The sequence below is a fragment of the Lapidilactobacillus luobeiensis genome (assembly GCF_024345205.1).
GTDB lineage: Bacteria > Bacillota > Bacilli > Lactobacillales > Lactobacillaceae > Lapidilactobacillus > Lapidilactobacillus luobeiensis.
Genome location: NZ_BROC01000005.1, coordinates 83,820 through 108,434, shown reverse-complemented (window position 1 = coordinate 108,434; position 24,615 = coordinate 83,820). Strand labels below are relative to the sequence as shown.

Sequence of the window (24,615 nt, the reverse complement as noted above, 5' to 3'; positions counted from 1 at the left end):
GACTGCATCTGAACTTGATTTTGATTAGCTGAAGGAGGATTTTCATGTTTAAAATCGTTGCTTATGGCGTTCGCGAAAACGAAGTCCCATTTTTCGAAAAATTGAATCGCTACAACTATGACTTGAAATTATTGCCGGAATACTTGAATCACGACAACATCGACACAGCGAAAGGCGCCGATGCCGTGCTGTTGCGGGCTAATTGTGTGGCCGACGCGACCAATCTGGCTAAAATGAAAGACTGGGGTATCAAGTACGTCTTCACCCGCACCGTCGGGTTCAACCATATCGACTTAGCGGCGGCTGACGCCAATGGCCAATTAGTGGCCCGGGTCCCTTCTTACTCACCCAACGCCGTCGCTGATTTGGCGTTGACGTTAGGCTTGACCTTGCAACGGCACGTGGCTTTCGCGGCTTATCATTCGCAGGCCAAAGACTTCCGCGTTTTGCCTGAAGAATTCAGCTCTGAGATCCGTAATTTGACCGTGGGGATCATTGGCACTGGTCATATCGGGATCGCTGAAGCGCGCTCGTATCAAGCGCTGGGCGCCAAAGTTCTAGGCTATGACATTTATCAATCTGATGAAGCCAAAGAAGTCGTGACCTTCGTTGAACAGGCTGACTTACTGGCGCAGGCTGACATCGTCTCGCTACACGTTCCTTACATCAAGGGCGAAAACGATCGTTTCATCAACGCCGATTTATTGAAATTGATGAAGCCGACCGCGATCTTGGTCAATACCGCGCGGGCGGAAGTCACTAATGTGGCTGACATCGTGGCGGCCCTGCAAGCCGGCAAGTTAGGCGGTTTCGCCGCCGACGTGATCGACGATGAGAAGGATTATTTAGGTAAAAATCTCCAAGATCAACCCATCAAAAACGCCGACTTGGCCGCTTTGATCGATTTGTATCCACGGGTGATCTTGACGCCACATATCGGTTCTTACACCAAAGAAGCCTTGACTGACATGATCAACATCAGTTATGACAATTTCAACGAAGTTTTGACCACGGGCACCAGCAAGAACTTATTGCACGCAAAATAAGCGCGGCCGCTCAGGGGCGTTGGTGGCAGGCAAGTGTAGTGGGGCTCCAGGTCGGGCTGGGGGTGGTGGAACGCTGCGGGCACGATTTTGAGCTTTTCGGAAGTGCACCGAAAATCTCAAAACTCGGCCTTATTCTAGGCGGCAGAGCCGCCAAGAATAATATCGCGGCTGACTCACCCCCAGCCCGACCTTCCGCCAACGAGTAAACAGCCCACCAACGTCAGAGTGCGGAACACTACGGGTTGACTTTGAGCATTAACCTAGCCAGGATTTTGGAGGTGGGTTTATGCCTCCAGAATTTTTGTGTGGCTAAGCGTAGAATTCAGTTGTGGTGAGTACATTTTAAATAGAGCCGGCGTTCCTTGATCCCTCAGCGTTTTGCTGAAGGTTGGGGGAGCGCCGGCTTTATATTTTCTTCACACTTAGGGTCGATCATCATTTTTTCTTCAATTTTTATTCGCGCAAGTCGCTTAATTCCATTAGAGATTCTTCGCAAAAGTTGGGTATAGTTATCAACATAGAAAGCAAGAGGTGATGCCCATGACAAACAAAACCTGCTCCGCATCCACTGGCCGCACTTCCGACCAACACTGATGCAAGAAGCAGCTGCACCACCACGATCTAGATAAAAATCCAAATTCTAAAACTTAATGTAATCGTAGTTGCCCGCTACAGATTACACCGTGTTCACGCTGGTTGCCCGCCAGCAAGAACACACCCTAAAACGCTAGGTAGCAAGTTGCCCGCTTGCGACCAACCCTTTCCAAATTTTCTTCATTTTATCATTAACGTATTCGCGCTTGCCCGCGCGAATACCCTCCTCCCCTTAAAATAATTGTCTTAAATAGGCGCCGTTCCCTTGCCCGGGGGACGGCGCTTTTTGCGTTTGAGCTTTCGCTTGATTGCAGATGTGCTGGGTTTGGGTGGGGGACGCAACCGCCTCAGGACGTTTGTCGTGGCTGGAACGCAGTGGGCACTGTTTTGAGCCAATCCGCAAAGACCGCGGCTTGTCTCAAAATCAGGCCTTTTTCTAAGTATCTGCTCCGCAGCTAAAAAGAAAAATTTCACCGCTGAGCCACACGTCCTGAGGCGGTTGCTAGGCAGAATTGAGCGTATCTGCAATTCAGGTGAAGGATTTGACGAAGCGCTTTTGCAAGATTGAGGTCAAACAATTGCCCTTTCTAGGGTGGTACGGCAATGCCAACGGATTCGGATTAGGAGGTCGGGACATTTTGCGTAGGCTGAACATCTCTACTTGTTTTCTGAACGGTTCCTGAGTGAAATCGACCGATCCGGCTGATCCATTCAGAACTTACCTTGGTTCATCAGACAGACCTCACTGGTGTCACCAATGTAAAACTTGTGACTACTAACCACGGTCGTCAACCGCGTGGTTCCCCATCAATTGACCATAGCTTGCCGGCTGGCGGGAGTGCTCAACCGGCTGTTATAACGTTGAGCGGCTGGAGCGGAGAAATTCGGGGTGAGATTGCCGTGAAATTGTCCTTGGTGGCTGTGCCACTTAGGACAAGGCTCAGCTTTGAGATTCGCGCGGGTTTCGCGAAGCTCAAAGTGACGCCCACAGCGAGCTCACCCCGAATTTCGCAGCGTAAGCCGCGGCCAATCTACTTTAGGTGGCATTAAATAACCTGCAGAACGATTTTGCCTTGCGTATGGCCAGTTTCCAGCAAGCGATGCGCGGTCAGCAGATTGTCATTGGACAGCCCGGCCAAAACCGTGGTGACATTGCTGCGCAACTCGCCGGTAGTGAATAACCGCGCGGCCCGCGCCAAAATCTGACCCTGGGTGGCCAGCTCCATTTGATAGTCTGTCTTAGTGAACATATATTCCCAATGCCAACTTGCGCTTTTGGCCTTCAACGACCCTAGGGGGAGATCATTGGTCGCTTCAACGATGCTGCCCACGTGACCCAAGGGTGCGATCACCGCCGCAGCTAAGGCGAAGTAGGCGGTTGGTTCGGTGAGGATCGCCACGGCGTCGACTGGGGGCCAACCAGCGTCCGTCAGTTGCGCGGGCAAGTTATGATGATAATCCAGGGGCAGGTCGACTTGATGTTGTTGCAACCAAGGAAAGTGCTTAGGGCTGGCGGTGGCCGCGACGGTGAAGCCGCTCCAATGGGCCAACTGGCTCATGATCGAACCGACGCCGCCTGCGCCGTTGATGATCAACAAATGCCGACCTGCGTTAGCGTTTTTGACGGCGGGAAAGCCCATCCGTTCAAAAAGTAATTCCCAGGCGGTCAGAGTGGTCAAGGGCATGGCTGCGGCGGCGGTCATCGTTAGATTTGTCGGTTTGGCCGCGACCAGGCGGCTGTCGATCAACTGGGCAGTGGCATAACTACCTTGGCGCTGGGTAGTGCCAGCGTAGTAGACTTGGTCACCAACCTGAAAATCATCGACTTGGTCGCCTTTTGCTAGGATCACGCCCGCGCCGTCGTAACCTAAAACGTGATTCTGGGGACCAGTCAAATTTTGGCGCAATTTGGTGTCCACCGGATTGACCGCAGTGGCTGCTACCTGCACCAGAAGGTCATGGGCTTGCGGTGTGGGCAATTCACGCCGTTCCGCGTTGAATTGTCCATTACCTAATTGGAAGCCGTCAGTGAAGCTGTAAACGGTTGTTTCTGTCATGATTAATGAGACCTCCCTCATGAAATCGATCAGAAGCGTATAAATATTAACAGTCGAGTATATTCTAAACCTAATTAGAGAATCACTGGGGAAAAGGCCCCTATTTTCCTCAGAAAAATGGTATGATGATAATATCATGAGATTCACGCAGAAGGGGGAGAAAAGTTGGTATGTTCAATCGGGATTCTGGTCGCGACCACACACTAACGATTCTGATTGCGATTTTGATTTGGGTCGCGGGCGGCTACTTATTACTGCGGGATTACTTTAAGACTGGGGTTCTCAACGGACCAATGGCGGTTGTTCTCATTTTGGGGATAATTTTGACGATCTTGGCGGCGATCCAGCAACTCCGCTCGAAAAAATAAACTTTTAGTTGGTTGGTCTATCTGGGTGGGTCAAGCTTAACTCTCATCATCAGTTCAGAGGAAGGCCAGATTTGATGGATTTATGACAGAAAATAAAATAATTTCTCATATTTTTTATTGGGCGCTGTAGCACTGATGCATCAACGTTGGCAGCGCTGCCTTAAGTGGGTATCTAGTCAGGAATTCCAAATTAATTGGAATTTTGGTATTGACATTAAAGTTTAATAATTGTATTATTTTATCAATTTCAGAAAGCAATTTTTAGCGTTTGACTGAGAGGGAATTTAGATTTGGAGGGTTTTTACATGAAGAATTCGAAGAAGGGGCTATTGGCAGCTGCCTTGATCAGTGTGGCACTGCTTGGCGCATGTGGCAATAAAAAGTCAGCAACGAACGGTGGCAGCAGCGTCATTCCAGAAACTAGCACGACCCAGTATAACTATGTTTACGCAACGGATCCAGACAACTTTGATTACACGGTTTCGATGCGACAAACTAATAGTGATCACTATTCTAACTTTATTGATGGCTTGTTGGAAAACGATCGTTATGGTCAACTGAAGCCTGACTTGGCGACATCTTGGAAAGTCAGCGATGACGGCTTGACTTATACTTACAAGATTCGCAAGGGTGTCAAGTGGGTCGACAGCGAAGGCAATGAATATGCCAATGTTAAAGCTGAGGACTGGGTAACTGGATTGAAACATGCCGTTGCCGCTAAGTCTGAAACATTATATGTTGTTCAAGGCAGTATCAAGGGCTTGGATGATTATGTCAATGGTAAAACCACGGACTTCTCGACCGTTGGGGTAAAAGCTGTTGATGATTATACGTTGCAATATACTTTGAACCAACCAGAAACTTATTGGAACTCGAAATTAACTTATGGGATCATGTTCCCAGTCAATGCTAAATTCTTGAAGGAAAAAGGCAGCGACTTTGGTAAACCAAAGGCTGACGCGATCCTTTACAACGGCGCTTATACGTTAGCTAACTTCACTTCGAAGTCTGTGATCGAATATACGGCTAACAAGAGCTATTGGGATAAGAAGAACGTCCACGTTAAAGACGTTAAGTTGACTTATAATGATGGTTCTAATCCTGATGGCTTGTACAAGTCCTTTAAGAAGGGCGATTACACCAAGAGTCGGGTCTACCCAAGTTCTGCAGGTTATGACCAGGTCGTTAAAGATGCTAAGAACAATATCGTTTGGCAAGACCAAGATGCCGCTGTTTATAACTTCACGTTCAACTTGGATCGTAAAGCTTACGGCGCAACTTCTAAGAAGACCGACGCTTTGAAGTCTGACACTAAGAAAGCTGTTTTGAATAAGAGCTTCCGTCAGTCGATCCAAGCAGCCTTCGACAAGGGTGCTTATAACGCTCAGTCTACTGGTAAAGAAGGCGCAACTAAGTCCTTACGTAATGAAGTCACACCACCAGCCTTTGTTTCTGTTGATGGTCAAGATTACGGCAAACAAGTTGAATCTGATTTAGCAGCATTAGACAGTAGCGCATGGGGCGCGATCAACTTGGCTGACGCTCAAGACGCAACTTATGACCCAGCTCGGGCGAAGAAATTATTCGCTAAAGCGAAGAAGGAATTACAAGCTCAAGGCGTTTCCTTCCCGATCCACTTAGATTTACCTGCTGATCAAAAAGCAACAACTACTTTGAACCAGACTAAATCATTCAAGGACTCTGTTGAAAAGAGTTTGGGAACTTCTAACGTTGTTATCGACATTCAAATGTTGAGCGAAGACAAGTACTTGGCAGCAACTTACCAAGCAACGACTGGTGCGGCAGCTGACTTTGATATCAGTAACGCTTCTGGTTGGAGCCCTGACTATGATGACCCATCAAGTTACTTGGATATCTACAGCCCAGTCGATGGGACAATGTTGACGACCCTTGGCTTAGAAGCAGGTGCTGATCAAAATGCGGCTGCTAAGAAGGCTGTTGGTTTAGATACTTACCAGACCTTATTGGAAAAGGCTGAAGCGATCACTAATGATACGAACGCGCGTTACAAGGCGTTTGCCGCTGCTGAAGCGCAATTGTTAGATAGTACCGTTCAGATCCCAGTGAAGTCATTAGGTGGGACACCATCAGTTACTAAGGTCGTTCCGTATACTCAAGCGTTTGCTTGGTCCGGGTTAGGTAACTTGAAGTTCAAGTTTATGGAAGTACAAGCAAAACCAGTTACAATTGCTCAGATGGACAAAGCTAAAAAAGCTTGGGAAAAGAAGCGTGCCGAGATTGCCAAAGAAGCAGCAAAAGAGTAAGATTTAGAGAACGGCGAAAAAGGCTAGCCTATACTAGCCTTTTTTCTGCTTTTCTCACCATGAGGTCAGCATTAAGGAGGAACTATTAGATGAAGAAGTATATTTGGGGTCGAATCCTGCGATCACTGCTCAGTATATTTCTGGTAACGACCTTGACGTACATTGTGATCTACTCCATGGTCCCCCGACGGGACGTGTTCAAGAGTGATCCAATGGTCAGTAAATTGAAGTCCGACCCAGATAAGTTAAGTGATTATGAGAATAACGCCTTTGCCAAAATGAATTACATCGAGTATCACGATACCAAATCCTTGATCGCACAGGTCAAGAAGGATAGTCCTAAGGTGACTGCCGCGGTCAACTCGACCAATGAGAAGGCAATCAAGGATTGGGCCCAGAAGAATGGGTTTACGATCAAACAGTTCAAAAAGAGCAAGGCCTATTATGCGACCCGCGAATTACCTTTATATGAACGCTTAGGACGTTTCTATGGTAATTTGATCCAATGGGACAATCCTTGGGCGATCCATGACAAGAGTAATCCTAATTTGAAGCGTTATTTGAAGTTCACTAATGATAAACTGGTTGGGTTTGCCCTAGTTGGTTCAGGAACTAAATATCGCTACCAGATCTACTTCAATAGTTCCTTCCCTTATATCCACCAAAATTTCCTGAAGTTTAATTTAGGGACCTCTTATCCGACTTATGCTGGTTTGCCGGTTTCATCTGTTATTGGCGGACGACAGGGTCGCGCGGAGATCACGCAATACACTTACCCTGATGGTAGCAAGCGGAACACGGCGGATAATGTTTATTTGCGGGCTTATCAACCGAAAAATCGGCAAGATAAGACGGAATATGAGCGTTATGGCGATGACTACACGAGTACCGCGCAAGTTCTCAGTGATCCTTCAATGATCGGGACTTCGTTTAAAGCGGGGATCTTCGCCTTGATCATCACCTACGTGATCTCGATCCCGATGGCGATCTTAATGGCCCAGTTCAAGGGTCGTTGGGTCGACAAACTCGGTACTGGGATCGTGACTATTTTGATCGCCGTACCAAGTTTAGCCTTCATCTATGCTTTCCGTTACCTCTTCACGACTTGGCTGGGCGTCCCAGATTCCTTCCCAACGTTAGGGGCGGAAGTCTTTAGTTCATGGGTCGGACCAACCTTAGTTTTAGCTGGTTTGTCTGTTTCCGGATTGGTCATTTGGTTCCGGCGTTATATGATCGATCAACAATCTTCTGATTACGTTAAGTTTGCTAAGGCCAAGGGCTTGAACGATGGCGAGATCTACCGTAAGCATATCTTCAAGAATGCTTCGATCCCGATCGTTCAAGGGATCCCTGGTTCAATTATTGGGTTGATCAGCGGCGCGACCATGACCGAAACAATTTTCGCAATGCCTGGGATGGGTAAAATGTTGCCCGATGCAATTATTACCCATAACAACCCGATCGTGATCGGCTTAGTTTTCATTTTCACCACGATTTCTGTGTTCTCGATCTTGCTTGGTGACTTATTGATGACGGCGGTCGATCCTCGTATCAAACTTTCAGCGTCAGGAGATGATTAGCAGATGGCAAAGAAAAACGCAACAGTAGCTGCTGAGGCGGTCAAGCCGAGAGCAGTAGCCAAGGATGAAGATTTCGTCCTGGTCAGTTTAGATAAAAAGGCGACCGAAATTATCGATACGCCGAAATATTCTTATTGGAAATCAGTTTGGAAAACCTTCTTTGCCAACCCAGTCACGATTTTTATGTTGGTTTTGATGGTTGTGATCTTGCTGATGTCTTATATCCAGCCGCTATTCAGTGGTTATAGTTTGATGGATGTGCGCGGTGTGAATAATTTAAACGCGCGTTACAACTGGCCCAGTGCTCAATATTGGTTTGGGACCGACGCCGATGGTAAATCGTTGTTCGATGCCGTTTGGGCTGGGGCCAAGACGTCTGTCTCCATTGGGGTGATCGCGTCATTGATCGTCACAACAGTCGGCGTGATCGTTGGGGCGTTCTGGGGTGTTTCCAAGAAGATCGACCGGATCATGTTGGAAATCTATAATGTGATCTCTAACGTGCCGATGACTTTGATCGTCATTGTCTTGTCTTATACGTTTGGTAATGGTTTCTGGAATTTGATTTTTGCGATGACGGTAACATCTTGGCTGGGGACGGCCTACTTCATTCGGGTCCAGGTCATGATCATGCGGGATCGCGAGTATAATATCGCTTCGCGGACGTTGGGTACCCCAACACGACGGATGATCTTCAGAAATATCCTTCCTTATTTGACCTCTGTTATCGTGACGCAAGTCTCGCAGTTGTTGCCAAGTTTCATTTCGATCGAAGTGTTCTTGTCCTTCTTAGGCGTCGGGTTGAGTGCTGACGTGCCTTCATTAGGCCGCTTGATTTCCCAATATTCACCGTATATGACCAGCTACCCTTACTTGTTCTGGTTGCCAGTACTTGTTTTGGCGTTGATCACCGTTTCGTTGTATATCGTTGGGCAGAACTTAGCTGACGCGTCAGATCCACGGACTCATATGTAGGAGGGAACAGCATGACTGAAAATATTTTAACTGTCAAGGATCTTTCCGTTGGGTTTCAAGTTCGTGGTAAAGAATTAAAAGCGATCCGGAACGTTTCTTTGGAATTGCACGATCAAGAGATCTTCGCGATCGTTGGCGAATCCGGTTCCGGTAAATCCGTCTTGACCAAGACGTTTACTGGAATGTTGGAACAAAACGGGAGCATCACCCATGGCACGATTGATTATAAAGGCAAACGACTTAGTGATTTAAAGAAAGATAAGCAGTGGGAAGGAATCCGCGGCAAGGAAATCGCCACGATTTTCCAGGACCCGATGACTTCCTTGGATCCCATCAAAACGATTGGTTCCCAGATCGCTGAAGTCATTATCAAGCACCAAGGTAAAAGCAAATCCGAAGCGAAGAAATTGGCGATCGAACTGATGGATCGGACCGGGATCCCTAACGCGGCGGACCGTTATGACGAATATCCTTTTGAGTATTCTGGCGGGATGCGGCAACGGATCGTGATCGCCATCGCTTTGGCTTGTCATCCGAATATCTTGATCTGTGACGAACCAACGACCGCGTTGGACGTGACGATCCAAGCGCAGATCTTGGAACTGATCAAGGAACTCCAACGCGAGTATAAGTTCACGACGATCTTCATCACCCATGACTTGGGTGTCGTCGCTTCGATCGCGGATCGGATCGCCGTCATGTATTCTGGCGAGATCATTGAAGTCGGCACGTGCGATGAGATTTTCTATAATCCACGGCATCCCTATACTTGGAGTTTATTATCTTCACTGCCACAATTGGCGCAAAAAGGCGGCGACCTGTACTCGATCCCGGGCACACCACCATCACTTTACAAGGATATTGAAGGGGATGCGTTCGCGCCCCGTAATCCTTTCGCCATGAAGGTCGACTTCGAAGCGGAACCACCAATGTTCCAAGTTTCACCGACCCATTTCGCCAAAACTTGGCTCCTCGATCCCCGGGCACCACGGGTCGAAAAGCCAGCGTTGATCCAGAACCTGCATGAACGGTTCGAACAAACTTTGGTCAAGGACAATCAACTTGATCATGACGTTAAAGTTGAGGAGAATTTGGAGGACGAAGAACATGACCGTAAATAAAAAAGACGTGTTGTTGTCGCTCCGTGACTTAGAGATTTCTTTCGGTGAAGGCAAGAACAAATTCGTTGCTGTGCAAGATGTTAATTTCGATATTTATCGCGGCGAGACTTTCTCCTTAGTTGGAGAATCTGGCTCAGGTAAAACAACGATCGGCCGCGCTGTCTTGGGGATCAACCCGACCAGCAACGGGACGATCACCTTCAATGGCACTCAGATCAATAAGAAATTGTCCCGCCATCAAGAACAGGATGTTTCGCGCAAGATCCAAATGATCTTCCAAGATCCATCTGCATCATTGAACGAACGGGCAACGATCGACTACATCATTTCTGAGGGGTTATATAACTTCAACTTGTTCGATTCTGAAGAAGATCGCTTGCAAAAAGTGACCCAGATCATCGAAGAAGTTGGCCTCTTACCTGAACATTTATACCGCTATCCCCATGAATTCTCTGGTGGTCAGCGGCAACGGATCGGGATCGCTCGTGCTTTGATCATGCAGCCAGAATTAGTCGTTGCGGATGAACCGATCTCAGCTTTAGACGTGTCGATCCGGGCCCAAGTTTTGAACCTGTTGAAGAAATTCCAGCGGGAAAGCAACTTGACCTATCTCTTTATCGCCCATGACTTGTCCGTTGTTCACTTCATTTCTGATCGGATCGCCGTTATTCGTAACGGTCGGATCTTGGAATTGGCGGAAACGGAAGAACTTTTCAACAATCCGTTACACCCATACACCCAAGCGCTTTTGTCGGCTGTGCCGATCCCCGACCCTAAATTAGCTCGGGAGAAGAAACTCTTGGTTTATGATCCGAAGATGCACGATTACAGTGTGGACAAGCCATCCTTTGTTGAAGTCAAACCAGGTCACTTCATCTACGCCAACGCGCCTGAAGAAGAACATTACCGCCAACTCCTAGACAAGCAGGCGCAAGGGGTCAACTAGTAGCGTTATCACGGCACACCGCTAATGTGTAGCACCGCTATAGCACCGTTATACCGTTATATACCCGTTATTTAAGTGAAAAAAGTTGACGCAAATGCTTGACAGCCGGAAGACCATCAGGTATTGTAGTGTCAATGTTAATTCAGTTTTCAATAACGAATGGAATGGGAAAGTAAATCCGTCAAGACTGTACAGAAAACTTACATTTGCTGAGAGTAAGGTAGTTGCGATTGATTGAAAATGGCCCACGATCGGCATCACTAAGCGTTTGCGAGGTGATGATGGCTTGGCACTCATTATCGTGCACGCGTATCGGTAGTTTATTTGCCTGTACGTTAGTGAGGTGGTAGTCCGTAAGGCTAGCACAAATTAGAATGGTAAACACGACAGCGCTCGTTTCTAGCAATAGAAACGGGCGCTTTTTATTTTACCCAGAGTTGGGTCCACAGGGGTCTAACCCATGATCAAGTCACCAGCCGCCGCAATCAGTCGGGATTTCGCTGCAGCAATCCCCCAAGATTGCCCTTCGTTAGAAAATCGCTTAACAAAAAAAGTCAAAATGAACCACCAATTCGGGAGGAAATATCATGAAAAAATTAATCAAACGTTTAAGCTTAGGATTGTTAGCGTTAGTACCTTTGTTGGTTGCCTATGGTTGCAGCAACGACAGCTCAGCCAGCGCTAAGAAAGTCACCACCGTCAAAGTCGGCATCATGAGTTCAGATGAACAGATCTGGAAACCGATCGCGACTAAATTGGCTAAAGAAAACATCAAATTGAAGTTCGTCGAATTCTCAGATTACAATCAACCGAATAAAGCGTTGAGTGATCATCAGATCGACTTGAACTCGTTCCAACACTACAACTTCTTGGATAGCTGGAACAAGGCCCATAAAACCACGCTGACCGCAATTGGTGAGACATACATCGCCCCACTGAATCTGTATTCGAAGAAGATCACCAAACTCAGCCAAATCAAAACCGGTGACAGCATCGCGATCCCTAATGACGCCACCAACGAAGGACGCGCCTTGAACATCTTGGAACAGGCCGGACTACTGAAGATCGACAAGAGCGTGACTTTACCAACTGTCAAAGACATTACTTCAAATCCCAAGAAGCTCAAAATCACCGAACTAGAAACCGCGCAAACCGCCCGGGCCTTGACCGACGTGGCAGCCGCTGTTGTTAATAATGACATTGCCGCTGACGGTGGCTTGACGACCAAAGACGCGATCTTCCAAGAAAAGATCAACAAGCGTTCGCACCAATGGATCAACGTGATCGTGGCAAACAAGGCTGATAAGGATAACGCGACTTACAAGAAGATCGTCAAAGCTTATCGGACGGCCGCCACTGAGAAGAACATCGAGAAGGTTTACAAGGGCACTGCATTTGGTGTTTGGACGCTGGATAAATAAACTTCTGCCGCGGCTGGCTATGGTATAATTTGGCCAAAGGGACTTAGTGGCAATCGTTTGGACCGATTTGGAGAAGCGTTAGCTTCTGTTCTTGGGAATTCGCTTGATGGCAGGTGTTGGTGGGTTTGGTGTGGACGCAACCGCCTCAGGACGTTTGTCGTGGCTGGAACGCGGTGGGCATCGTTTGAAGCCAATCCGCAAGCCCAGCGGCTTGTCTTCAAATCGAGCCTTATTCTAAGCGATAAATCGCTAAGAATAATCTCACCGCTGAGCCACACGTCCTGAGGCGGTTGCTAGGCAGAATTGAGCTTATCTGCAATCGAGGCGAAGGATTAGACGAAGTGCTTTTGCAAGTGCGGTGGTCAAACGATTGTCCACTTTTGAGGTGGTCCGGCAATGCCAACGGATTTGGATTAGTAGGTCGGTACAAGTTTGCATTGCTTGACATCTTTCCCTGCTTTCGTTCATCAAACAAACTGCGCTGGTGTTACCATTTTAAAGCTTGTGATCACCAGCCATGGTCGTCAATGGCGTGGCTCTCCGTCAATTGGCCATAACTTGCCAGTTGGCGTGAGTGCTCAAGCGACTGTTATAACGTTGAGCGGCTGGAGCGGAGCGATTCGGGGTGAGATCGCCGTGAAATTGTCCTTGGCGGCTCTGCCGCTTAGGACAAGGCTCAGCTTTGAGATTCGCGGGTTTTGCGAAGCTCAAAGTGACGCCCACAGCGAGCTCACCCCGAATCGCGCAGCGCAAGCTGCGCACAATCTACTTTCAGGAAACTTCAAGTAGCTCAAGCAAGTTCAACCAAAGGCATAAAGCAGTATCAAGGAGGAATCATTTTGGCAGCAGAACCAATTATTGAATTGAAAAACATCTGCGTCACGTTCAAGGAAGACAAACGCGACGTCCATGCCGTTGACCACGTTGACCTCAGCGTTGACCGCGGTGACATCTATGGCGTCGTCGGCTATTCCGGCGCCGGCAAATCAACCTTGATCCGCGTGATCAATTTGCTCCAGCGCCCGACCAACGCTGACGCCAGCGTGAAAGTCAATGGCACCGACCTATTAGGCTTAGACGCCAGTAAGTTACGGGGCGAACGGCGGAAGATCGGGATGATTTTTCAACATTTCAATTTGATGCAATCTTTATCGATCGCGGATAATGTTGATTTTGCTCTGAAAAAGGCGCACTTGAGTAAGGCTGACCGCAAGAAGCGGGTCGCGGAACTGCTGGAACTGGTGGGTTTGACTGATAAGGCTGATGACTATCCTGCGCAACTGTCTGGTGGGCAAAAGCAGCGGGTGGGGATCGCCCGCGCTTTGGCGAATCGGCCGGATATTTTGATCTCGGACGAAGCGACCAGCGCGTTAGATCCGAAAACGACCGTGGCGATCTTGGATTTGTTGGCAGATCTTAATCGGAAGTTGGGTCTGACGGTGGTGCTGATCACTCATGAAATGGATGCGGTCAAACGCATTTGTAATCGGGTCGCGGTCATGGAAGCAGGCCGTTTGGTGGAGACTGGCGATCTGTTGCAGATCTTTAGCCAGCCTGAAGCGCCGTTGACCAAGGACTTTATTGATACGACGACTCATTTAGAGTCGGCATTGGCGGCGGTCAATCAGCAGGCGGCGATCAAGCACCTGCAAGTGGGTTCGGTTTTGGTGCAGCTAGGTTATCAAGGTGAGAGCACAGATCAACCGCTGATCACCGAGCTTTATCGCCGCTTTGAAGTCAGCGCGAATATTTTGTACGGGAACTTGGAGATCTTGCAAGGGACGCCGGTGGGCAACTTGTTGGTGATCCTGTCGGGCACGCCGAAGCACACGGAACAGGCGCTGGTCTTCATGAAGGAGCAGCGCGTGTCTGTCAAAGTTTTGAAGTCGGGAACAGAGGAGGTCAGCGTTCATGATTGATTTTTTGACAAAAATTATGCCCAACGTGGTCGAGAATTGGTCGGGTGATAATGGCATCTTGCTGGGGATCGGTCAGACTTTATATATGACCTTCTGGACGACTTTGATCGGTGGGATTTTGGGTTTGATCTTGGGGATCGCCTTGGTAGTCACGGAAAAGAAGGGCATTTTAGCCAACGCGGTGGTTTACAGCATTCTCGATAAGATCGTCAATATTTTCCGTTCGATCCCCTTTGTCATTTTATTGGCAGTGGCCTTTCCGTTGACCCAATTGCTGGTGCACACGACGATCGGCCCCAAAGGCGCGTTGGTGCCCCTGATCTTGGGCTCGGCGCCATTCTACGCCCGCCAAGTCCAAAACACCTTGGTCCAAGTCGATAGCGGTGTGATCGAGTCAGCGGAAGCGCTGGGCTACGGACCGTGGACGATCGTCTTCAGCGTCTATCTTCGTGAGGGCCTGCCTGATTTGATCCGGACGTCGGTCTTGACGATCATTTCGATCATTGGCCTGACCGCGATGGCCGGCGCGGTCGGCGCGGGCGGGCTGGGCTATATTGCCATCAGCAAAGGCTACCAGCGCTATCAAAACGATATTATCTGGGTCTGTACGTTATTGATCCTCGTAATCGTCTTTATCGTCCAAGGTCTGGGCGATCTCTGGGCACGAAAGGTCGACCATTCGTAAAACCAGACGCTCAATCTCAATAACGAAAGCAAAAACACCAGCGACGGGAGTAAAATGCTCTGCGTCGCTGGTGTTTTGCTATTTCAAACTGGATTTTTCTGAATCGCGCCTACTAAGAAATAGACCGCACTGGACCCCAGCATTTACGCAAACCAAGGTGCTCTGGCCAGTTCACTGCCGCCGTCGCGCTTGCTGATACTGGGTCAGATTGCGGAAACCTTGGCGCAGGGCGTCTTGGCAAAGCGCGAGGTGTTTGTCTTGGGTGGCGGTGGTTTTGGGCGAATAGACGTAGCGGGTCCAGTCACGCTGATAGCCGGGAGTCAAGGCGGCGAACAGCTGTCCGACTTGCGGATCACTGGCGGTCAGACGAGTTTGCAAGTTGGCGACTTGATCTTGATAAGTGGCGACCCGTTGATCGGCGCTGTCACGACTGCGGGGCGCCGATTTCAACCATTTTAAACCGACGACGGTGAAATCCTGATCGAAACTGACCATTCGCGAGAACTTCAAACCGGTTTGCCCGACTTCGCCCGTGGTGTCATCCACGTTCAAAAAAGGAAAGAGATCATCACGATGGATCCCCGGATATTTTTTGCTGGCGAGTTTGGGATAGGCCAGATACAAATAACCTGTAGCGCTGAGCTGGTGGTCTTGGGCAACTTGGTCGATGGCTGTTTTCATGGCGGGCAGGTCATAGACGAAGATCAAGCGCAGATCGGTGTTGGCGGTCGGCGTCGTTTGAGTCTGCCAAGGCGCAAGTGCAGGCTGTAATTCGGCCGGCGGGTTGGCGATGTAACGTTGGGGATAATGGTCAAATTTCAATTTCTGCGGGTCAAACATTGCGGGACCTCCTCATGGGACGCTAACCTAAGCGGTCAAGCTGAAATAAGACGAGTTTGCTGATCAGTTCTGCTGGCAATGGTTGGTCATAGGCAAACTGCATCGTTCCCTTGCTGGTGCGATAGGGCGCTGTCTCCGCGCTGAAAGCGTCGATTGCTTCCGGGGTGGGATAGAAGCCTAAGTGGGTTTTGAAAGCGGCGAAATGGACCAAGTTGTGCCGTTGCCAAAAGGTCGGCATTTGGTAGCTGATTTTCTCAGTGGCCTCTGGTAATAGCGGCTTGATCAGATCATAAAGCGCTTGGGCTTGTTGCTGTTGCTGCCCGGACAAGGTCGCCAAGTAGGCAATGATGGGACTAGAATTGGGATCGGTCGACATGGGATCACTCCTTTTTAAACGTGCTGCACACAACTGACTGCTGTGCTTAACTACGCTAGGTCTTCGGAAGCGAAGTGCGCCTCCCAAATCCTAGCTAGGTTAATGCTCACAGTCAACCCGTTGTGTTCCGCACTCTGTTTTTGAAACGTGTTCGCCGCCCCAGTGCTTTCCGCTTAGCTACGCAATTGTTCCGGAAGCGAAGTGCGGCTTCCAAAACGATTGCTAGGCTATGCTCAAGCACTACCCGGGTTGGCTCACACTCTGGGTTTAAACGTGCTGCACACAACTGACTGCTGTGCTTAACTACGCTAGGCCTTCGGAAGCGAAGTGCGCCTCCCAAATCCTAGCTAGGTTAATGCTCACAGTCAACCCGTTGTGTTCCGCACTCTGTTTTTGAAACGTGTTCGCCACCCCAGCTTCTTCTGCTTAACTACGCCAGGCTTCTGGAGGCGAAGACCGCCTCCAAAATCCTGACTAGGTTAATGCTCGGAAGCTACCCGGGGTGGCTCACACTCTGTTTTTGAAACGTGTTCGCCGCCCCAGCTTCTTCCGCTTAACTACGCCAGGCTTCTGGCGGCGAAGTCCTGCCTCCAAAATCTTGGCTAGGTTAATGCTCAGAAGCTACCCAGGTTGGCTCACACTCTCCTTTGGTCAGGCGGTAGGAACTGAGGAAACTGGCTTGCCAAGCCTGCTCAGTTTTGACTTGTTGACCAAACAGAACGATGCAGGCGTGAAAGGCTTGTAAGCCACGCAGGGTCAACGGGTCGAGTTGCGGCAGGAGCAGTTGTTGCGCGGCTTGATAAGTTTTGGGTAGGGGTGCTTGGAGCCGTTGAAATAGGCGGCGCGCGTAAACATCCACGATGAAAGTCGCTTGACTCAATCCATACAACATGATCGTATCGGCGGTCTCCTCACCGACACCCTTGAGCGCCAATAATTCCCGCCGCAACTGCGCTGGTGGTAAGCGGCGTAGCTGCCCGAGATCATCTTGGTATTGGGCGAAGTAGGTGCAGAGGTTTTGGATCGTTTGGGCTTTACGCACGAAGAAGCCGGCGCTGCGGATCGTTTGCTGCAACTGCGCGGTGGTCAACTGACGGATCCGTTCTGGCAAAAAAGCGGTGGCCGCAGCCAAGTCAGCCAAGGCGTAGTCAACATTCTTCCAATTGGTGTTTTGGACCAAAACGGCGCCCCAAATGATTTGCCAATCACTGCGCGCTGGCCACCAACCGGTGCTATCGACATGGTCATACAGCAAGTCGTATAGTTCGGGCAAGTTGATCAGGGTCAGTTGTTGCGGCGTTTGTGATTGGACGGCGGCCGCGGTCAGGGCGGATTTACTAGGCATGGGTCGTCGCCAGACGCTCCTCATGGGCGGTTATGATCGTGGCGGCAACCGCTTGAGCCACGTTCAGGTTGCGCAACAAAGGGCCATGGGAATAGCTGCCAATGGTGTTCTTGTAGTGCAGACCTTCTTCGTGATCGTCAGGATTGTTACCATAGCCTTGCTCCACTTGGCCCAAGGGTTTGAGCATGTTCTTATCATCGAAATAGGTGCGGCCGCTGTGGTTTTCAAAGGCGTGGATCTGGCCCCAAGGGGTTTGGACAGTAGTGTCGCCGATCATCCGACTGTCAGCCTTGTAAACCGTGTGCAACGGTAAGATGCCGAGGCCTTTGATCGTAGTGCCGCCGCTGGTTTCGTAATAGGCGCCTAATAATTGGTAGCCGCCACAGATCGCCAATAATGGTCGGGACGCTTCGATATAAGCAGCTAAGGTGGCACGATGGCGTTGTAAGTCTTGGGCGACGATCGTTTGTTCGAAGTCTTGACCACCACCGAAAAAGACGAAATCATAGTCGAAGGCGTCAAAATCAGCACCTAAACTAACATTGGTGACCGTCACGTCAAAACCTTTTTGATTGAGCAGATAGCGCAGAATCTTGACATCGCCGCTATCACCGTAAGTATTCATCAGATCTTCATAGAGATAAGCGATTTTGATTGTTGTGGTTGCGGACATAAAGCTGCCTCCTTAGGCCAGTCGGTTGATTTGTTGCTGGGGACAGGTTTCTAAATTGATCTGCCGCTTGCCATAATGGGGCTCAGGAAATTCCTGCATCAGGTCCTGGGGATTGATCAAACCGAATTTGTAGTATTCTTTGCCATACAGTTTCTTGCTCGGCCCCATTAAATCCGCACGCAGATTGTGACTGCTGACCAAGTAGTGTTGGCCACGGAACTTAAAAGGGAAAACAGTAAACGCGTTGGCTTCATTGATCGTCGACAGATCTTGGTTGATATAAGCCACGTGATGGGATTGGCTGTGCTTCAGCGCGAAATCATGGTTAAAAGTGAAATAGAATTCGTGGGGCTTCAAAGACCCGCGAAAATTAGCTTTGGCCCCGATAATGGCGATACTGCGATAACTAGACAGGTCTGTCTCCTCTAAGTATAAGGTACGATCGAATTTATCAGGTGTGATCTGCTTGACCCAGCGCGGTAACCGGGGATGAGTCCGCGCGAATTGGTAAATTTTCTTGATGATCTCAGGATCGATCCAGCGGTAATCGACACGAGTTTCATTACGGCGCAATAGTTCGTTGAGACCGATCCCTTTAGTGAAATCAATGACGATCACTTCATAATTGAATTCCTTCTGATACTGAAGATAAGGCGCGAACGCGTCGGGATACAAATGAGTCGCGTCAACGATCACCGTTTCGCCGCGGGCCATTTTGTTGCGGATCAGTTGATCCAACAGCGTGAAAGTTTGCTCGTTATATTCCTGCGGGATCACTTGTCGGATCTGGTGCCGTTCTTCATCATAGATCGATTTAAGATTGCCATAAAGCAAACGCAAGTTATCTGTGGCGATGGTGTAGGGCTCAAGGCGATGTTGGCGAATAAAAGTGGATTTGCCCGAGCCAGGGACGCCACGGAGAACGTATAATTTTTTCAAGATAAAAACTCCTATGTGTAATTGACTGTGTGACACAAGGTCAGAATGAAGCTAATCATTATTATTTTAACCGATTATGCCTGCTGTTAAAAGGAATCTCCTGAAAAAAATGAACTTGTTCACTTTGCGTGGGCGGTCCGTTTCCCTGATTGGCGCGTCATCGGTGGTTGCCCGTCCAAATAATCAGGTCGTCGCGCTAAGTTTGTCAGCAGCACTAAATCAAATGGGTTAAAATGTCTATCTTTTTTAGACAGATTGCCCTCTTAATATTCAAAGTGTTTTAACGTATACTGAAGATGTGTGTAAATGCTTAATGGAGGTCAATATGTCAACAACAGCATTCAATAAAGATTTCTTATGGGGCAACTCAGTGTCCAGTATGCAAACTGAGGGTGCTTACAACGAAGGCGGCAAGGGCCCATCTGTCTATGATCTGGTTGAGCCCGGCGAGCATCGTTCTGATTGGAAAGTCGCCATTGATGATTACCACCGTTACCCCGAAGATTTCGATCTGATGAAGGATCTGGGAATGAACTGTTACCGTTTTCAGATTTCTTGGAGTCGGGTCCAGCCGGATGGTGAAGGCGCGTTTAATCCAGAAGGGATCCAATTCTATCACGAGTTCATCGATGGCTTACTGGCGCGGGGGATCACGCCGATGATCTGTCTCTACCATTTTGACATGCCTTTAGCGCTGGCTCAGAAGTATCAGGGCTTCATGAGTCGCGAAGTCGTGGCTGCCTTCGTGCGTTATGGTAAAAAAATGATCGATGAGTTCGGCGCTAAGGTCCCTTACTGGTTGACTTTCAATGAACAAAATCTATATTCGATGCCTGGCGCGGCTAAGATCGCTGGTGCTCTGGATACAGCGGATACACTAGAAAATATTCTGACGATCAGTCATCACGTCATGTTGGCTCACGCCCAGGTCACCAATTACTTGCATCAAACGACCAACGATCAGATCGGCGGCATGTTGGCCTATACCGAACTCTATCCAGCTACCGCAAAACCAGCTGATAATTTGTATACGGAACAAATCAACCAATTTTATAATTATAATCTTCTTGACGCCTTTACTGGCCGCGGTTACGTTCCTGCTTTTCTCAATGTGATCAAACAACACGGTTTCACCATGATCAAGGCAGGTGATTTGGCTCTGATCAAGCAACAGCATAGCGACTTCTTACCTTTCAGCTATTACCGTTCGACCACCTTGAATGCTGACCAGATCAAGGACTTGTCTGATCTTTTAGAAAACTCAGGCGCTTATTTGCAAAGTAATCCATATCTAGACACTACTGAGTGGGATTGGCAGATCGATCCGCTGGGCTTCCGCAATATCATCGTTAAAATGTGGAATCGCTACCGCCTACCGATCTTCCCGATTGAAAATGGTATTGGTGTTATCGAGACCTGGGACGGCCACGATGAGATCCAAGATGATTATCGGATCGTTTATCACCGCGAACATATCCAAGCTATCAAAGACGCGGTCTGCATCGACGGCGCCGACGTGATCGGCTACTTAGGTTGGGGCCTGATCGATATCCTTAGCTCTCAAGGCGATATGCGTAAGCGCTATGGTGTGGTCTACGTCAATCGCACCAACCACGATCTACGCGATATGAAGCGAGTACCTAAGAAGAGTTACCACTGGCTGAAAAAAGTTATTGCTAGTAACGGCGCGGAAATGTAGGGTTTGCTTGATGGCAGTTTTTGTGGGTGTTGCACGTGAGCGCAACCGCCTCAGGACGTTTGTCGTGGCTGGAACGCAGTGGACACTGTTTTGAGCCAATCCGCAAAGTGCGCGGCTTGTCTCAAAATCAGGTCTTTGTCTAAGTGGCAAAGCCACTAAGACAAATTTCACCGCTGAGCCACACGTCCTGAGGCGGTTGCTAGGCAGAATTGAGCCTATCTGCAATCGGAACGAAGGATTTAACGAAGTGGTTTTGCGAGCTAGAGGTCAAACGATTGCTCACTTTTGGTGTGGTACCGCTATAACAACTGATGAAAATAGTTGGCCGGAACAGTTTGTGCAAGGTAAACAAAGCTATATTTGCCGCTAAATGAATGCTTATTGGAAACCGACCGATTCAGCTAGCTTATCCAGAATTTGACCTAGTTGAGCAGATAAATTATGCCGGTGTTACCAATACCAAGTTAGCAACTACTAATCAAGGCCGTCAATTGCGTTGGAGCACATTTGTAAGACATAACTTGTCAGCCGGCGTGATCGCTTAAGATGGAAAGTACGACTGAGCAGGTGGAGCGGAGCGATTCGGGGTGAGCTCGCCGTGAAATTGTCCTTGGCGGTTTACCGCTTAGGACAAGGCCTGATTTTAAGACGCGCGGGTCTGGTGCGGCTTAAAACAGCGCCCACAGCGAGCTCGCCCCGAATCGCGCAGCGCAAGCTACGACCAATCTGTTTTCAGTCAGCCAAAGTCACAAATTTAAAAAACTTACACAATAGCCAAGATAGCTTTTATTACAAAATCAGAGTACGATTTGAAATGAAAAGATCAAGGGAGCTGAATTTAATGGAACCATTATTTTTGAAACCATATTTTCAAGAGAAAATCTGGGGCGGCCGTAAATTAGCCACAGACTGGGGTTATCAGATCCCCGACGGTGATATTGGCGAATGTTGGGCCATCTCCGCTCATCCCCACGGCCCGAGCACCGTGGAAAATGGCCCGTATAAAGGCTTGAATGTCGCTGAATTGTGGGATCAACATAAAGAATTATTTGGCAACGCTCCGGGCAAGGTCTTCCCGCTTTTGACAAAAATCTTGGACGCGGAAGCCAGTTTATCTGTTCAAGTCCATCCTGATGACGCTTATGCGGAGGAACATGAGCATGAATTGGGCAAGACCGAATGTTGGTACGTCTTAAGCGCGGAACCAAATTCTTATTTGATTTACGGGCATCACGCACAAACGCGGGCACAGTTGCAAGAAATGATCGATCAAGGCGATTGGGACCACCTTTTGCGGAAATACCCGGTTAAAACTGGCGATTTCGTTTACGTTCCCAGTGGCACGATCCACGCCTTAAATAAAGGCATCGTTGTTTTGGAAACGCAACAAAGTAGCGACACGACTTATCGGCTTTATGATTACGATCGGGTCGACGCCAAAACTGGTAAACAACGAGATCTGCATTTAAAGCAATCGATCGACGTGACCACGGTACCTTCTCACGATCCTGAATTGCACATCACCGAGAAGAAATATGGTGATTCTTATGTTAAAACCTTCGTTCAAGCACCATTATCACCTTTCTTCAGTGTTTACGAATGGCGCGTCAACGGCGAATTGGCCTTACACCGCGGCGCGGCACCGTACACACTGGTTTCCGTCGTCGCCGGCTCCGGGAGTATCACCTGTGATGGCCAGACCTACGACCTGAAAAAAGGCGAACACTTCATTCTGCCTTTCCAAATCAAGGAGTGGCAACTGAATGGCGATTTGCAGATCATCGCCTCTGAAGCAGGGTTGACCGAATAATCGGTCACCGGACCAGCAGTTACTTAGCGCTGATTTGAATGAAAGACCCAGCTAATCTTTGCGTTGAATCGGCGCAATGGTTTGCTGGGGCTTTTTTGTATTGGGGAGCGTACCAATGAAAATCGCTTTACAAGCGGTCGGGGCAAGCAGTATGATATTTGTTGGCTTATTTTTTAGCATTGCGGATCACCACGGGCCAAATCGCGGAGCGGGGCAGCTCACGTTGATAAGGCTTTCAAAAAATTGGGACTTTAGCCCCGTGGTTAATCGCGAGCAATGTGCTAAGGTAAAGTTAGTCGAAACATAGGTCGAAATTTATGACCTGTGCTCAGGTAGAACTGTGATAGCAGAGAAAGGGCGAGGATAATGTCACAGCAAGGGCGAAACAAATTAGTTAAAAGAATCATGGTCAGTCTCGCGATTATCTGCGGCCTGACTTTAACGTTACAACCATGGCGGCAACCACGTGTTGTTGAAAGTACGGTCAATGTACCGAAAAGCGCAGCCGTGGCGTCAGGTAAAGGCTCGATCGCGGTGACCGATCAGCCGATGGATTCTGTCATACCCGTGGTCAATGTCACTGAAAAAGTTGAAGGCTATTTATATCCTGTTGGTCAACGGATCGTTTTCATCAGTGGGGTCAAATGCCCTGATTTTCGGTCGGCGGCCGATGTCGCCAGCTTCTTCGCTGAAGGCGTGCGCTTAGATCAGCCAGATCACTTGACTGGGAACGCGAAGCTCAGCGTAATCGTCTTACCGCGATCAACTGATGTGCAGGCGCACTTCGCACCAGCGGAAGTGGTGACCAGCCACGTTCCAGGGGTGGCTAAGGTGACCACGATCACTCATTTCGATTTGACCGACACCACAACTTTGCCACAGGCTGATGTGGTCAGCCTTAATCTAAAATAGTGATCAGATAACACGACACAAAAAGCCGCCGAGCAGAAATCTCGGTGGCTTTTTTGCCAGTGTTACATCTGGAGAAGCAACGTTAGTCATCGGAGTTTGGCCTTGAACAGAAATCAAAATGGCAACTGCCAATTCAATCAAATGGTTCAGGTGGTTTGGACAATTGCCCCGATGCAACACTGGGCTTAACGATCCGTTGGGCAGGATCGCGACGTGCTTCTCTTCTTAAGTTCATCATAGCAAAGACTGAAAGCGGTTGCAAAAAATGTGCTTGCTGGGAAAAATAGTTTGACCGCGGCTTGCGCTGCGAAATTCGGGGTGAGCTCGCTGTGGGCGTCACTTTGAGCTTTTCGGAAGAGCGCCGAAAATCTCAAAGCTGAGCCTTGTCCTAAGCGGCAGAGCCGCCAAGGACAATTTCACGGCGATCTCACCCCGAATTTCTCCGCTCCAGCCGCTCAACGTTATAACAGCCGTTTGAGCACTCACGCCAATTGGCAAGCTCTGGCCAATTGGCTCGGGAACCACGCAGTTGACGACCATGCCTAATGATTACAAGCTTTAAATTGGTGACACCAGAATAGTTTGCCTGATGAACTAAGGCAAGTTCTTGATGAATCTGCTGAATCGGTCGGTTTCCACCCGTGGATTATTTATGGAGCGGGTAAAGATGTTCAACCGATGCAAAGTAGACCAATCTCCTGATCCAAATAAGTTGATATTTCCGTACCACCTCAAAAGTGGGCCATCGTTTTGACCTCTAGCTCGCAAAACCACTTCGTCAAATACTTCGCTTCGATTGCAGATAGGCTCAATTCTGTTCAGCAACCGGCTGGGACTGCGCGGCTCAGTGGTGAAATTGTCCTTGGCGGCTTTGCCGCTTAGGACAAGGCCTGATTTTGAGACAAGCCGCGGGTTTTGCGGATTGGCTCAAAACAGCGCCCACCACGTTCCAGTCCGCAACAGCAGTCCCAGCCGGTTGCGTCCCCACCCCACCCCACCGGCAATCAAGCGAAGAATCCAGAAT

At 48.9% G+C, this 24,615-nt stretch carries 19 protein-coding genes; 13 read left to right on the top strand and 6 right to left on the bottom strand.

Annotation, left to right across the window (positions count from 1 at the left end; all coding sequences use genetic code 11):
- The first annotated feature begins 44 nt into the window (after window positions 1-44).
- Complete coding sequence (locus OCU21_RS03100; protein ID WP_125599603.1) at window positions 45-1,046, top strand: NAD(P)-dependent oxidoreductase; 1,002 nt, start codon at window positions 45-47, stop codon at window positions 1,044-1,046.
- A 1,640-nt stretch (window positions 1,047-2,686) separates the two neighbouring features.
- On the opposite strand, the gene OCU21_RS03095 is transcribed toward OCU21_RS03100, so the two are convergent.
- On the bottom strand, window positions 2,687-3,697 hold the full coding sequence (locus OCU21_RS03095; protein WP_261806046.1) for a zinc-binding alcohol dehydrogenase family protein: 1,011 nt from the start codon (window positions 3,695-3,697) through the stop codon (window positions 2,687-2,689).
- A gap of 170 nt (window positions 3,698-3,867) precedes the next feature.
- On the opposite strand from OCU21_RS03095, the gene OCU21_RS03090 reads away from it, so the two are divergent.
- The 9 genes from OCU21_RS03090 to OCU21_RS03050 all read left to right on the top strand — a co-directional run bounded on the left by OCU21_RS03090 (window position 3,868) and on the right by OCU21_RS03050 (window position 14,997).
- On the top strand, window positions 3,868-4,065 hold the full coding sequence (locus tag OCU21_RS03090; RefSeq protein WP_261806045.1) for a hypothetical protein: 198 nt from the start codon (window positions 3,868-3,870) through the stop codon (window positions 4,063-4,065).
- A 305-nt stretch (window positions 4,066-4,370) separates the two neighbouring features.
- Window positions 4,371-6,350 carry a peptide ABC transporter substrate-binding protein gene (locus OCU21_RS03085; protein WP_261806044.1) on the top strand — a complete coding sequence of 660 codons (1,980 nt, stop codon included), beginning with the start codon at window positions 4,371-4,373 and terminating at the stop codon, window positions 6,348-6,350.
- Window positions 6,351-6,439: 89 nt separating this feature from the next.
- The gene (locus OCU21_RS03080) at window positions 6,440-7,930 is read left to right on the top strand and encodes an ABC transporter permease (RefSeq protein ID WP_261806043.1); all 1,491 of its coding nucleotides are present in this window, start codon (window positions 6,440-6,442) and stop codon (window positions 7,928-7,930) included.
- Window positions 7,931-7,933: 3 nt separating this feature from the next.
- The gene (gene oppC, locus OCU21_RS03075; RefSeq protein WP_261806042.1) at window positions 7,934-8,905 is read left to right on the top strand and encodes an oligopeptide ABC transporter permease OppC; all 972 of its coding nucleotides are present in this window, start codon (window positions 7,934-7,936) and stop codon (window positions 8,903-8,905) included.
- A gap of 11 nt (window positions 8,906-8,916) precedes the next feature.
- The gene (locus tag OCU21_RS03070) at window positions 8,917-10,026 is read left to right on the top strand and encodes an ABC transporter ATP-binding protein (protein WP_261806041.1); all 1,110 of its coding nucleotides are present in this window, start codon (window positions 8,917-8,919) and stop codon (window positions 10,024-10,026) included.
- Entirely contained in the window at window positions 10,013-10,972 is a 960-nt protein-coding gene (locus tag OCU21_RS03065; protein WP_261806040.1) for an ATP-binding cassette domain-containing protein, read from the top strand. Before OCU21_RS03070 ends, OCU21_RS03065 begins: the two co-directional genes overlap by 14 nt.
- Window positions 10,973-11,559: 587 nt before the next feature.
- Window positions 11,560-12,393, top strand: a complete 834-nt coding sequence (locus OCU21_RS03060; RefSeq protein ID WP_261806039.1) for a MetQ/NlpA family ABC transporter substrate-binding protein — start codon at window positions 11,560-11,562, stop codon at window positions 12,391-12,393.
- A gap of 839 nt (window positions 12,394-13,232) precedes the next feature.
- Complete coding sequence (locus OCU21_RS03055; RefSeq protein WP_261806038.1) at window positions 13,233-14,312, top strand: methionine ABC transporter ATP-binding protein; 1,080 nt, start codon at window positions 13,233-13,235, stop codon at window positions 14,310-14,312.
- On the top strand, window positions 14,305-14,997 hold the full coding sequence (locus OCU21_RS03050; RefSeq protein ID WP_125599644.1) for a methionine ABC transporter permease: 693 nt from the start codon (window positions 14,305-14,307) through the stop codon (window positions 14,995-14,997). The genes OCU21_RS03055 and OCU21_RS03050 overlap by 8 nt, the downstream gene beginning before the upstream one ends.
- A gap of 171 nt (window positions 14,998-15,168) precedes the next feature.
- On the opposite strand, the gene OCU21_RS03045 is transcribed toward OCU21_RS03050, so the two are convergent.
- The 5 genes from OCU21_RS03045 to OCU21_RS03025 form a co-directional block, all read right to left on the bottom strand.
- Entirely contained in the window at window positions 15,169-15,837 is a 669-nt protein-coding gene (locus tag OCU21_RS03045; protein WP_261806037.1) for a YdeI/OmpD-associated family protein, read from the bottom strand.
- Between the two features lie 22 nt (window positions 15,838-15,859).
- The gene (locus tag OCU21_RS03040) at window positions 15,860-16,213 is read right to left on the bottom strand and encodes an iron chaperone (protein ID WP_125599664.1); all 354 of its coding nucleotides are present in this window, start codon (window positions 16,211-16,213) and stop codon (window positions 15,860-15,862) included.
- A 607-nt stretch (window positions 16,214-16,820) separates the two neighbouring features.
- Entirely contained in the window at window positions 16,821-17,558 is a 738-nt protein-coding gene (locus OCU21_RS03035; RefSeq protein ID WP_261806036.1) for an endonuclease III domain-containing protein, read from the bottom strand.
- Entirely contained in the window at window positions 17,551-18,231 is a 681-nt protein-coding gene (locus OCU21_RS03030; protein WP_261806035.1) for a type 1 glutamine amidotransferase, read from the bottom strand. The genes OCU21_RS03035 and OCU21_RS03030 overlap by 8 nt, the downstream gene beginning before the upstream one ends.
- Before the next feature lie 12 nt (window positions 18,232-18,243).
- Window positions 18,244-19,170, bottom strand: coding sequence for an AAA family ATPase (locus OCU21_RS03025; protein ID WP_261806034.1), 927 nt, complete (start codon window positions 19,168-19,170; stop codon window positions 18,244-18,246).
- A gap of 325 nt (window positions 19,171-19,495) precedes the next feature.
- Here OCU21_RS03025 and OCU21_RS03020 point away from each other — a divergent pair, with 325 nt between their 5' ends.
- The 3 genes from OCU21_RS03020 (at window position 19,496) to OCU21_RS03010 (ending at window position 23,591) form a co-directional block, all read left to right on the top strand.
- Window positions 19,496-20,869 (top strand): glycoside hydrolase family 1 protein, encoded by a 1,374-nt coding sequence (locus OCU21_RS03020; RefSeq protein WP_261806033.1) that lies wholly within the window; start codon window positions 19,496-19,498, stop codon window positions 20,867-20,869.
- Window positions 20,870-21,710: 841 nt separating this feature from the next.
- On the top strand, window positions 21,711-22,679 hold the full coding sequence (gene manA / locus OCU21_RS03015) for a mannose-6-phosphate isomerase, class I (protein ID WP_261806032.1): 969 nt from the start codon (window positions 21,711-21,713) through the stop codon (window positions 22,677-22,679).
- A 366-nt stretch (window positions 22,680-23,045) separates the two neighbouring features.
- Window positions 23,046-23,591: a hypothetical protein gene (locus OCU21_RS03010; protein WP_261806031.1), complete on the top strand. Its 546-nt coding sequence runs from the start codon at window positions 23,046-23,048 to the stop codon at window positions 23,589-23,591.
- Window positions 23,592-24,615 lie beyond the last annotated feature (1,024 nt).